The organism is Rhodococcus sp. KRD175 (genome assembly GCF_017168275.1).
Taxonomy (GTDB): Bacteria; Actinomycetota; Actinomycetes; order Mycobacteriales; family Mycobacteriaceae; genus Rhodococcoides; species Rhodococcoides fascians.
Genome location: NZ_JABFAQ010000007.1, coordinates 370,209 through 381,768, shown reverse-complemented (window position 1 = coordinate 381,768; position 11,560 = coordinate 370,209). Strand labels below are relative to the sequence as shown.

Below are 11,560 nucleotides of genomic sequence, written 5' to 3'. Positions count from 1 at the left end.
GTGTCCATTACTGTCGTCGACGTGACCGATCGCACCCTAGTACTGATCAAGCCAGACGGAGTTGCCCGGCGTTACGTAGGAGAGATCCTCGGCCGCGTGGAGAAGAAGGGTCTGAGCATCGTCGCCCTCGAGCTCAAGACCGTCTCTCGCGACGTGGCCTCGGCTCACTACGCGGAGCACGAGAGCAAGCCGTTCTTCCCCGACCTTCTCGAGTTCATCACCTCCGGGCCCGTGGTGGCCGCGGTTCTCGAAGGCCCCCGTGCCATCGAAGCCTTCCGTCAGATCGCCGGCGGCACGGATCCGGTTGCCAAAGCAGTTCCCGGCACCATCCGAGGTGACCTGGCCCTCGACGGTCAGCAGAACCTGGTACACGGATCCGATTCGGTGGAATCCGCAGAGCGCGAGATCGCCCTGTGGTTCCCCGACTTGACCGCCTCCTAGAAGCCCGTCGCAGAGCCTTTCCGCAGTCACGCCGCACCCGCTCGACGTCCGATCGGTGCGGCGTGGCTCGTACGGATCATCGCGTGTGGGATACTCGACGGAGATCGACCCCACAGCACTTGTACGTTCACACGCTCCACCTCTGTTCAGCTCCACCGAAGTTCGCTAGAGAAAAAGTGCTCGTGGGATCGATCGGATGACTGTCGTCGACCCGCTGCCCGTCATCGCAGAGTCGCGAACGAGAGACAGGCTCGTTCGCGTTCATGCTTGATGATCAGGCGCTCGGATCGCCGAGACACCACCATCCAGCCAGGCACTGCACACGCCGTCGTCGGCCACCGAGATTCACGAGGTGGCTCACACGATTTGTGGAGAGCGAGACCGAACAGCTGACGTCCAACCCGACGTGAGTACACAAGGATTGCCCTCGCGTGGCCGCGTCACACCCGATTTCGGATGAACGCGCCCGGGGGCCCGAGGAGACTACGTGGCCGATCAAAGCCCGCCCGAAGATGTACAGAGCACGAACGCAGGAAATCCGGAGGACACCGACGCGGTGTCGTCCGCGAAATCCGACGCGGTTTCCGTGCAACCCGACACCATCGAATTGCCGACCAGGCTGCGCGTGCATGCACTGGCGAAGATTCTGGGTGTGACCAGCAAGCAGTTGCTCGTCACTCTCGGTGAGCTCGGCATCGAAGCCCGCAGCGCGCAGTCGAGTCTGAGCCGAGACGTTGCCGAGTCGGTGCGCGATTCGGTGAACGGGCCGACCGCACCCGCCCCCGATGCCTCCGCAGCGGAGTCGCCGGCACCGGATGCGTCGACAGACCAGCAGCCCGAGCCCGCATCGGTAGAGGTGCCGGCCGAGACGGCTCCCTCGGTAGAGGTCCCCGCTGCCGAGGCAACGCTGTTCACCAGCGCGCCCACGGCCGAGCCCGAGGCCGCCCAACCCACGGCCACGACCTTTGCGACGCCGGTGTTCCTGCAGCCGGCAGCGGCAGAGCCCGCAGCAGAATCGGCGGATGCGCCGTCCGAGGCCCCCGCGCGGCGTCGACGTAGCCGCAAGGCCGCACCCAAGGACGAGGCACCGTCCGATAACAACGCTACGTCCGACAAGGCCACGGACGAGCCCGCCACCGGCGAGTCACCCGTCGCCGAGAACGTCTCTACGGTCGCCTCCGACACCGCCACGCAGGACACCGCTGTGTCCGGTGCTCCCGTGTCCGAGTCCGGTGCTTCGGATGCGTCCTCCGACGAGTCCGGGGCTTCCTCGGCAGCGGACGGCTCGGGAGACGACGACGACCAGTCTCAGCCCCGTCGCCGTCGGCGCGGTCGCCGCGGTCGTGGGCGTGGACGCGGAGAGCAGTCGTCCGACGACAACTCGACCGACGACAACTCGACCGACGAGGATTCGGACGACACCGACTCCGAGACGGACAGCAGCACGTCCGCCTCTTCGGCAGACGGCGAGTCCACCGGAGCGGACGAGTCCGACGATTCCGATGCCGACGAGACCTCCGGCGACGACCAGCCCTCGAGTTCGGGACGGCGTTCGCGTCGCTCGCGGTCACGCGGCCGCGGGTCCGATCGGCAGAACGCCACGACCGACGCCACCACCGACGGGTCGGACAAGCAGGGCGAGGACAGTGACGACGAGTCCGAGTCCGGCGCTCAGGACAACTTCGGCGACTCCGACAACGGTGATTCCGACAACGGCGATTCGGACGGAGACGGCTCGAGCCGTCGTCGTCGGCGCCGCCGCCGTCGTAAGACCGGAGCCGAGGCCGCGGCAGAAGCAGCTGCGTCGTCCGAGGACGACCCGCCCAACACCGTCGTGCACGAACGCGAGCCGCGCAACAAGAGCCGCGCAGCGCGCGACGAGGTGCAGGGCATCTCCGGTTCGACTCGGCTCGAGGCGAAGCGGCAGCGTCGCCGTGACGGCCGCGATGCCGGGCGACGCCGTCCGCCGATTCTGACCGAATCGGAATTCCTCGCTCGTCGTGAGTCCGTGGACCGCGTTATGGTCGTTCGCGAGAAGGCCACCCCGGACCATCCGTTGACCACGCAGGTCGCCGTGCTCGAAGACGGCGTTCTGGTGGAGCACTTCGTGACCAGTAGCGCCACCGCCTCGATGGTCGGCAACGTCTACCTGGGCCGCGTGCAGAACGTCCTGCCCAGTATGGAAGCAGCGTTCATCGACATCGGCCGTGGTCGTAACGGTGTGCTGTACGCAGGCGAGGTCAACTGGGACGCCGCCGGTCTCGGCGGAAGCGCGCGCAAGATCGAGCAGGCCCTCAAGCCGGGCGATCAGGTTCTGGTGCAGGTCAGCAAGGACCCGGTGGGCCACAAGGGCGCTCGCTTGACGACTCAGCTGTCGTTGGCCGGACGCTTCCTCGTCTACGTTCCCGGTGGCAGTTCCACCGGCATCAGCCGCAAGCTGCCCGACACCGAGCGCAAGCGACTCAAGGAAATTCTGCGCGACATCGTTCCCCCCGAGGCCGGCGTCATCATCAGGACCGCGGCCGAGGGCGTCAGCGAGGAAGAACTCGCGCGCGACGTGACGCGGCTGCAGGCCCAGTGGGCCAGCATCGAAGAGCGGTCCGCGAACGCCGAAACAGGCAAGGGCGTGCAGCCCCAGACGCTGTACGAAGAGCCCGACATGCTGGTGAAGGTCATCCGCGACCTCTTCAACGAGGACTTCTCGAAGCTCGTCATCGAGGGCGACAAGGCGTGGACGACCACGTCGAACTACGTGGAGACCGTGGCTCCGGACATGATGGAGCGCCTGCAGCGCTACGAGGCCAACGGCAGCTCCGTGGACGTGTTCGCAGCTCACCGCATCGACGAACAGCTGGCCAAGGCCCTCGATCGCAAGGTGTGGTTGCCCTCGGGCGGCACGCTGGTGATCGATCGCACCGAGGCGATGACGGTCGTCGACGTCAACACCGGAAAGTTCACCGGCTCCGGCGGCAACCTGGAAGAGACCGTCACCCGCAACAACATCGAGGCGGCCGAAGAAGTCGTCCGCCAGATGCGTCTGCGCGACATCGGCGGCATGATCGTCGTCGACTTCATCGACATGGTGCTGGAATCGAACCGTGATCTGGTGCTCCGCCGCCTGACCGAGGCGTTGGGCCGTGACCGGACCCGTCATCAGGTGTCGGAGGTGACCTCCCTCGGTCTGGTGCAGATGACGCGCAAGAAGCTCGGCACGGGATTGGTCGAGGCCTTCTCCACCACGTGCGAGCACTGCCAGGGTCGCGGAATCATCGTGCATCCGTTCCCCATTGACGCCAAGCCGGACTCCGACGGTGGACGCCCGAGCTCGTCACGTTCGGACTCGAACGGTTCGGGCAACGGCAGCAGGCGTCGACGCGGCAAGGACGCCAAGTCCGACGGAAACGATCGGTCCGACAACACCGAGCGGTCGACGCCCAACGGACAGTCGGGCACGACGGACGGGACCGACCACCCGGTGGTCGACCCGTCGATCAAGCGGGCACACCCCGTGGCTCTGGCGATGGCAGCGCATCACGACGACGTGGTGGCCGATGTCAGCCCCGCGGAGGTCTCGCAGGCATCGTCCGGCTCCGCCGGTGACAAGGACGAGTCGGTCACCGTGGTCTCGGCGGAGGACGTGGCTGTCGCGGCAGCGGCGAACGAGGACGCGGACGTCGCGCAGGCAACCGTGGACAGCGCGCAGTCTCACGAGCCGGTGCCGGCTGCAGAATCCGCCGGCGACGGCGGTTCCGCAGATACCGGGGCGACGCAGTCCTCCGACGCCACCCCCGCTCAGCCGGAGCCGGTGGTGGCCACTCCACGCCGGGGTCGACGGGTGGCGCGGAAGGCCGCCGCGCCGACCAGTGCTGCGCCGGATGCCGGTGTGCTGATGGTGGTTTCGGCCACGGCAGACGCCGACGATGGTGCCGACGCAGGTTCGGTCGGCGGTGACACGGTGGCCGATTCAGCACCGCTGACAGCGGCGGCGGAGCAGCCTGTCGAGCAGGTGGACGTGCCGACCGCACGTCCGCGCAGGAGACGGGCAGCGGCACGTCCGGCAGGCCCGCCGGTGGACATCGATGTGTAGGGGTCGAGGCGGTTTGACCCTGGCCGTCTCTCTGCCGTAACCTTGATAAGTCGCTCCCGGTGACACTGTCTTGTTGTGCCTAGCGGTCCTGCAAGTGGAAACAGTTCTCGAGTGGTTCGGATGCAGTTCGGTCCGAATCGGCCGAATGGGAGCAAGCAAACACGTTTTACCAGACCAGTCGCGGTGCCATGCGCAACGCGAGCAAGTTCGAAGAAGCAAGGGGTAGCCCTCCGATGGCAACGTACGCGATCGTCAAGACCGGCGGAAAGCAGTACAAGGTCGCTGTTGGTGACCTCGTCAAGGTCGAGAAGATCGAGGGAGCGCCCGGCACTGCTGTCTCGCTTGCTCCGGTCCTCGTCGTAGACGGATCCGACCTGACCACAGATGCAGACAAGCTGGCAAAGATCTCGGTCGCCAGTGAGATCGTCGAGCACACCAAGGGCCCGAAGATCCGCATCCACAAGTTCAAGAACAAGACCGGATACCACAAGCGTCAGGGACACAGGCAGAAGCTGACTGTCCTCAAGGTCACCGGCATCAAGTAACCAGGTCTTACCGGACCCGAGTTCTTTTCAGCTGATTCACCCCGAGGAGGGTATGCAACATGGCACATAAGAAGGGTGCATCAAGCTCCCGTAACGGTCGCGACTCGAACGCACAGCGCCTCGGCGTCAAGCGCTTCGGCGGCCAGACCGTCGGCGCAGGCGAGATCCTGGTCCGCCAGCGCGGCACGCACTTCCACCCCGGCGTCAACGTCGGCCGTGGCGGCGACGACACCTTGTTCGCACTCGCTCCCGGCGCAGTCGAATTCGGTGCCAAGCGCGGACGCAAGACCGTGAACATCGTTCCGGTCACTGTAGAGGCCTAGTCCTTCTGCAGCTCGCGCTCACGATGACCGGCACGGCAGGCAACTGCCCGGGTCGGACGTCCACCGCGCACGTTCACAGCTCCCGATAGGGGCGGACCAGGGTCACGAGACCGGTCCGCCCCTATCGCTTTTTTCACCCCGTTTTTCTTCCAGAAAGGATCGAAGACAGCTATGTCACGATTCATCGACCGCGTGGTGCTGCACGTCAGCGCCGGCAAAGGTGGCAACGGCTGCTCTTCGGTTCACCGCGAGAAGTTCAAGCCTCTCGGCGGCCCGGACGGCGGCAACGGCGGTCAGGGTGGCGGAGTCATCTTCGTCGTCGACAGCAACGTCCACACATTGCTCGACTTCCACTTCTCCAGTCATGCGAAGGCCGGCAACGGAACTCAGGGCATGGGCGGAAACCGAGAAGGGGCCAACGGAGAGGACCTGATTCTCAAGGTCCCCGACGGCACCGTCGTGCTCGACAAGAAGGGCAACGTCCTCGCCGACATGATCGGTGAGGGAACGCGTTTCGACGCCGCTCCCGGCGGGCGCGGCGGGCTCGGCAACGCAGCACTGGCGTCCAAGGCTCGTCGAGCGCCCGGTTTCGCTCTGCTCGGCGAAGAGGGCATCGAACGCGAACTCGTCCTCGAACTCAAGTCCGTCGCCGACGTCGGCCTCGTCGGATTCCCGTCGGCCGGTAAGTCCTCGTTGGTTTCGGTTCTTTCCGCAGCGAAGCCGAAGATCGCCGACTACCCGTTCACCACACTGGTGCCCAACCTCGGTGTCGTCTCCAGTGGAGACACCACGTTCACCGTCGCCGACGTCCCCGGACTGATCCCCGGCGCGAGTCAGGGCCGCGGTCTCGGACTGGACTTTCTGCGTCACCTCGAGCGATGCGCTGTGCTCGCACACGTAGTCGATTGCGCGACACTGGATCCGGGCCGTGACCCGATCTCCGACGTCGACGCTCTCGAAGCGGAGCTGGCGGCCTACAAGCCGGCCCTGTCCGGTGATGCCAGCCTCGGTGATCTCGCCGACCGGCCCCGCATCGTCGTACTGAACAAGGCAGACATTCCCGAGGGTGCCGAGCTCGCCGAAATGGTCACCGCGGAATTCGAGTCTCGCGGCTGGCCGGTGTTCACCATCTCCGCAGTGACGCGCGCCGGTCTCAAGCCTCTGACGTTCGCGTTGGCGAAGCTCGTCGAGGATTACCGCACAGCGCACCCGGCACCGGAGCCGCGGCGTCAGGTGCTGCGTCCCGTCGCACGAAACGACGACAGCTTCAAGGTCGTCAAGGATCCGGACATCCCGGACGGCTTCATCGTGCGCGGTACCCGTCCGGAACGGTGGGTGCGCCAGACGCAGTTCACCAATGACGAGGCTGTCGGCTACCTCGCGGACCGCCTCGCGCGGCTCGGCGTCGAGGATGCACTGATCAAGGCGGGCGCTCAGCCGGGCGCGTCGGTCACCATCGGCGACGTGTCCTTCGATTGGGAACCGCAGACCCCGGCCGGTGTCGAGATCACGATGACCGGTCGCGGCACCGATGCTCGACTCGATCAGGTCGAGCGCATCGGTGCCTCCGAGCGCAAGCACGCCCGTCAGGTTCGCCGCGGGCTCGATACCGAACAGGAGTAGACGAGGTGTCGGTGCGTGAATCCGATTCGCCCGCAGAGGCTCTCACCGATACCCGTCGTACGATCGCCGACGCCAAGCGCATCGTGGTCAAGATCGGATCCTCGGCGCTCACCAGCCTCGATGCCGGTCTCGATCTGGCTCGACTGGACCTGTTGGCCGACGCCATCGAGTCGCGGATGCGTAGCGGCACCGACGTGGTCGTCGTCTCGTCGGGCGCGATCGGTGCAGGCATGGCACCACTCGGCCTCACCAGACGCCCGCGTGACCTCGCAACGAAGCAGGCTGCGGCGAGCGTAGGGCAGCTTGCTCTGGTCCACGCCTGGAGTTCGTCGTTCCACCGGTACGGCCGCACGGTCGGGCAGGTGTTGCTGACCGCCGAGGACATCGCGCGGCGAACCAATCACCGTAATGCGCAGCGCACCTTGGATCGGCTACGGTCGCTCGGCGCAGTAGCGATCGTCAACGAGAACGACACCGTGGCCACCGCCGAGATTCGGTTCGGTGACAACGATCGGTTGGCGGCACTCGTGGCACACCTCGTCGGTGCCGACGCGCTGTTCCTGCTCTCGGATGTGGACGGGCTGTACGACGGTGACCCGCGTAAGGGCTCGGCCACGTTGATCCCCGAGGTGACCAGCCCGGAGGATCTGGACGGCGTCGTCGCCGGGTCCGGGGGAGCGCTCGGTACCGGCGGTATGGCCTCCAAACTCTCTGCTGCGCGCCTGGCGGCCGACGCCGGGGTTCCGGTGCTGCTGGCCGCGGCATCCGATGCTGCTCACGCTCTGACGACATCCGTAGTGGGCACCGCCTTCGCGGCGCGCCCGACGCGGTTGTCGGCACGAAAGTTCTGGGTGCGGCATGCGGCCGATGCGGCAGGTGAGCTACACCTCGATGCCGGTGCCGTGCGAGCAGTCGTCGAGCGGCGCAGGTCGTTGTTGTCTGCGGGGATCACGGCCGTGTCCGGTTCTTTTCACGGCGGAGACGTCGTCTCTCTCGTCGATACCGACGGTGTACTGGTGGCCCGTGGGGTCGTCGCCTACGACTCCGGGGAGTTGTCCGGAATGCTCGGGCGGTCCACGGGGGAGTTGGCCGCGGAGCTACAGCGTCCGGTGGTTCACGCGGACGATCTCGTCCGCGCCTGATCGGACGCGTCGGCCAGCGCTGTCGCTGTTTCCGAACAGCCGGTATGCAGTGTGAGAGAGGCGAATTCGTCGCCACGGGTAGAACCCCGATTGACGATGACAACGGGCGTGCCGGTCTTGAACGCGTGTCTGACGAATCGCAGGCCCGACATCACGGTCAGCGAGGACCCCAGCACCAGCAGCGCGTCGCTGCGATCGACGAGGTCGAAGGCCTCGGCAACGCGCGGTTTGGGGACACTCTCGCCGAAATAGACGATGTCGGGTTTGAGTATGCCGGAACAGGATTCGCAATCGACCATCCGAAAATGCGCGGTGGACGAGATGATCGCGTCGGCGTCGGGTGCGATCTCGACGCCCTCGGCCGGAGCAACGGATTCGACGAAGCCGGGGTTGGCTCGATCCAAGCGTCTGGCCAACTCGAACCTCGACACCAACCGCTCGCAGTTCAGGCAGCGCACGCGGGCGTAGACACCGTGGAGATCGATGACGTTGCGGCTGCCGGCCTTGGTGTGCAGCATATCGACGTTCTGGGTGATGATGCCGGTGACGACTCCTGCGCGTTCGAGACGGGTCAGGGCTCGGTGGCCGTCGTTGGGCACTGCCGCGTCCATGTGTCGCCAACCCACGTGATTACGCGCCCAGTAGTGCCTTCTGAACTCGGCATCACCGATGAACTGCTGAAAAGTCATCGGATTGCGCGGTGGTGACTTCGGACCCCGATAGTCCGGAATTCCGGAGTCGGTCGACATGCCGGCACCGGTGAGCACTGCAACAGTTCTTCCGTCCAGCATCGAGAGCAATTGCCGATACGTTTCCGCGGGCGCGGTCGGAGCATTCACCTCGTCCAGGATAGCGAAGAGTCGTGTCACGCATCGACCGACAACGACGACACCGGGCCCGCACCGACGATGCGTCGGTGCGGGCCCGGTGTTGTGACGAAATGCGTTACGCAGGTACCTCGACGAGGGGGTACACGCCGTTTTCGTCGTGCGTCTCGTTGCCGACGACCGGCGGGTTGAACACACACAGCATGCGCATTGTCGTGCGCGGCTCCACGGTGTGACGCTCGTGCCCGTTGAGCAGGTACATCGACCCCGGTCCGAGCTCGTACGTCTGTCCGGTCTCGCGATCGGTCAGCGTTCCTTCACCCTCGATGAGCCACACCGCTTCGACGTGGTTCGCGTAGTGGAAGTTGTTCACCGTTCCGGGCTGGATGGTGGTCTCGTGGAACGAGAAGCCGACCTTGTCACCGCCCAGAATGATTCTCTTGCTGCGCCAGTTGCCGTCCTCGCTCGAGATGTCGCGGTCGGTTCCGGTGATTTCTTCGGTGGTGCGAACGATCATGCGATGTCTCCTTCGATGTCGGTGTGTGCTGGACGCTGCTAGGACAGAACTTTCGCCACTGCACTTTCGATGATGTCCAGGCCGCGGTCGAGCTCGTCGATCGTCGTGGTCAACGGGGGAAGAAGCTTGACGACCTCGTCCTTGGGGCCCGCGGTCTCGACGAGCAGACGCTCGTCGTAGCACAGCTGAGACACCTTGCCGGCCAACTCCGCGTCGTCGAACACCAGAGCCTGGACCATGCCGCGACCGCGAGTCGAGATGCCGTCGAACTTGGCGCACAACTTCATGAACCGATCCTGGATGTGCTCGCCCTTGGCGAGGGTTTCCTTCTCGAACTTGTCGTCGGACCAGTAGTGGTCGATGGCTGCCTTTGCCGTGACGAACGACGGGTTGAAGCCGCGGAAGGTGCCGTTGTGCTCACCCGGTGCCCAGACGTCCAGCTCGGGCTTGAACAGTGTCAGCGCCAGCGGCATGCCGTAGCCGCCGATGGACTTCGACAGGGTGACGATGTCCGGGGTGATGCCGGCTTCCTCGAACGAGAAGAACTGGCCGGTGCGGCCGCAGCCCATCTGCACGTCGTCGACGATCAGCAGAATTTCGCGTCGCGAGCACAGTTCGGCCAACGCGCGCAACCACTCCGGTCGTGCGACGTTGATTCCGCCCTCGCCCTGAATGGTCTCTACGATCACCGCGGCCGGTCGGTTGAATCCACTGCCCGAGTCGTCGAGAACGCGCTCGAACCACTGGAAGTCCTCGGTGACGCCGCCGAAGTAGTTGTCGTACGGCATCGGAGTGGTGTGCACCAATGGAATTCCGGCGCCAGCTCGCTTCATCGAGTTGCCGGTGACCGACAACGCGCCAAGTGTCATGCCGTGGAATGCGTTGGTGAAGTTGATGATCGCCTCGCGCCCGGTGACCTTGCGAGCGAGCTTGAGCGCTGCCTCGACGGTGTTGGTGCCCGTCGGACCGGGGAACTGAACCTTGTAGTCCAAGCCGCGGGGGTCGAGGATGTTCTTCTTGAACGACTCGAGGAACTCACGCTTGGCGACGGTGGACATGTCGAGTCCGTGCGTGATGCCATCGCTGGTGATGTAGTCCACCAACGCGCTCTTGATCATGTCGTTGTTGTGGCCGTAGTTGAGTGCGCCTGCGCCACCGAAGAAATCGAGGTAGTCGTTGCCGTTCTCGTCGGTGATGACCGAGTTCTTCGCTGTGGTGAATACGGCGGGCCACTGGCGACTGTAGCTACGCACGCCGGACTCGACGGTCTCGAATACGTCGGGCTTCTCTGTTGTCACTGTGTTCTTTTCGGTCATGTTCTGCTTGTTCCTTTCGTAATTCCGCGATGCGTCCGGGCCTACGGTGTAGAGCTCTTCTGCTTCGTGGCTATCAGGGAAATCGTTGGGCGCGAACAAATCCGACTTGACGATGTCGGTACCTCGCTTGCGTGCGAGGCTGGTGAAGGTTGCGATGGACGCTTCGTTGTCCGGGCTGATCGTGGTTTCGAGGTGCGTGATGCCCTGTGGCTCGAGGCGGTCGAGCAGCTCCATGAGCATGCGACCGGCAAGTCCCTTGCCGCGCTGGTCCGCATCCACGGCGACCTGCCACACGAACAGCGTTCGAGGGGCGTCCTGGCGGATGTATCCGGTGACGAAACCGACTGCGCGGCCGTCGATGTCGGACACGACGGTGGTGGCCGCGAAATCTCGGCACCACAACACGTACGAGTAGCTGGAGTTCAGATCCAGAACTCGTGAATCTCTTGCGATCTCCCAGAGCCGGACTCCGTCGGAGATCTGTGGCTTACGAAACTTCACTGCGTCCGGCGCAGTGAGCGGGGTACCTCTCAGCAATGCAGGCTTCATAGGAAATACGACCGTAACAAGGAGTCGGGAGCATATCGAGTGCGTCGGAGAATCGACGCCCGAATCGAACATGCTTTGCCTGGTTAACCGCCGATTGTGATGGTGCTCACATATTTCGGGATCGGCTGGCGGTACCCATCTGGCGCGTTTTCAAACTCGCATTCCGAGAAGGCCCTGGTTCGGCGATGCC

The 11,560-nt window shown here is 64.8% G+C and carries 9 protein-coding genes and 1 pseudogene; 6 read left to right on the top strand and 4 right to left on the bottom strand.

What is annotated here, in order from left to right:
- Positions 1-21 precede the first annotated feature (21 nt).
- The 6 genes from ndk (at position 22) to proB (ending at position 8,161) form a co-directional block, all read left to right on the top strand.
- Entirely contained in the window at positions 22-441 is a 420-nt protein-coding gene (ndk, locus tag J1M81_RS14020) for a nucleoside-diphosphate kinase (protein WP_027497557.1), read from the top strand.
- Between the two features lie 487 nt (positions 442-928).
- The gene (locus J1M81_RS14015) at positions 929-4,528 is read left to right on the top strand and encodes a translation initiation factor IF-2 N-terminal domain-containing protein (RefSeq protein ID WP_206498212.1); all 3,600 of its coding nucleotides are present in this window, start codon (positions 929-931) and stop codon (positions 4,526-4,528) included.
- A gap of 233 nt (positions 4,529-4,761) precedes the next feature.
- Positions 4,762-5,073 carry a 50S ribosomal protein L21 gene (gene rplU / locus J1M81_RS14010; protein WP_027497555.1) on the top strand — a complete coding sequence of 104 codons (312 nt, stop codon included), beginning with the start codon at positions 4,762-4,764 and terminating at the stop codon, positions 5,071-5,073.
- A gap of 59 nt (positions 5,074-5,132) precedes the next feature.
- The gene (rpmA, locus tag J1M81_RS14005) at positions 5,133-5,396 is read left to right on the top strand and encodes a 50S ribosomal protein L27 (protein WP_027497554.1); all 264 of its coding nucleotides are present in this window, start codon (positions 5,133-5,135) and stop codon (positions 5,394-5,396) included.
- A gap of 171 nt (positions 5,397-5,567) precedes the next feature.
- Positions 5,568-7,019: a GTPase ObgE gene (gene obgE / locus J1M81_RS14000; RefSeq protein ID WP_032368196.1), complete on the top strand. Its 1,452-nt coding sequence runs from the start codon at positions 5,568-5,570 to the stop codon at positions 7,017-7,019.
- A 62-nt stretch (positions 7,020-7,081) separates the two neighbouring features.
- Positions 7,082-8,161 carry a glutamate 5-kinase gene (proB, locus tag J1M81_RS13995; RefSeq protein ID WP_371832571.1) on the top strand — a complete coding sequence of 360 codons (1,080 nt, stop codon included), beginning with the start codon at positions 7,082-7,084 and terminating at the stop codon, positions 8,159-8,161.
- Here proB and J1M81_RS13990 read toward each other — a convergent pair.
- From J1M81_RS13990 to ectA, 4 genes and pseudogenes are all read right to left on the bottom strand, one after another.
- A complete protein-coding gene (locus J1M81_RS13990; protein WP_032368456.1) occupies positions 8,134-8,952 on the bottom strand; it encodes a Sir2 family NAD-dependent protein deacetylase in 819 nt (272 codons plus the stop codon). The genes proB and J1M81_RS13990 overlap by 28 nt on opposite strands.
- A gap of 154 nt (positions 8,953-9,106) precedes the next feature.
- On the bottom strand, positions 9,107-9,505 hold the full coding sequence (locus tag J1M81_RS13985) for an ectoine synthase (protein ID WP_027497550.1): 399 nt from the start codon (positions 9,503-9,505) through the stop codon (positions 9,107-9,109).
- A 38-nt stretch (positions 9,506-9,543) separates the two neighbouring features.
- Positions 9,544-10,821, bottom strand: a complete 1,278-nt coding sequence (gene ectB / locus J1M81_RS13980) for a diaminobutyrate--2-oxoglutarate transaminase (protein ID WP_045841368.1) — start codon at positions 10,819-10,821, stop codon at positions 9,544-9,546.
- 48 nt (positions 10,822-10,869) lie between these two features.
- A pseudogene (gene ectA / locus J1M81_RS26365) lies at positions 10,870-11,370 on the bottom strand (diaminobutyrate acetyltransferase); the annotation flags it as partial.
- Positions 11,371-11,560 lie beyond the last annotated feature (190 nt).

Bases quoted from the DNA above. Each gene is read 5' to 3' on its own strand.
- rplU (WP_027497555.1), top strand. From the start codon at position 4,762: ATGGCAACGTACGCGATCGTCAAGACCGGCGGAAAGCAGTACAAGGTC.
- rpmA (WP_027497554.1), top strand. From the start codon at position 5,133: ATGGCACATAAGAAGGGTGCATCAAGCTCCCGTAACGGTCGCGACTCG.
- obgE (WP_032368196.1), top strand. From the start codon at position 5,568: ATGTCACGATTCATCGACCGCGTGGTGCTGCACGTCAGCGCCGGCAAA.
- J1M81_RS13990 (WP_032368456.1), bottom strand. From the start codon at position 8,952: ATGCTGGACGGAAGAACTGTTGCAGTGCTCACCGGTGCCGGCATGTCG.
- J1M81_RS13985 (WP_027497550.1), bottom strand. From the start codon at position 9,505: ATGATCGTTCGCACCACCGAAGAAATCACCGGAACCGACCGCGACATC.
- ectB (WP_045841368.1), bottom strand. From the start codon at position 10,821: ATGACCGAAAAGAACACAGTGACAACAGAGAAGCCCGACGTATTCGAG.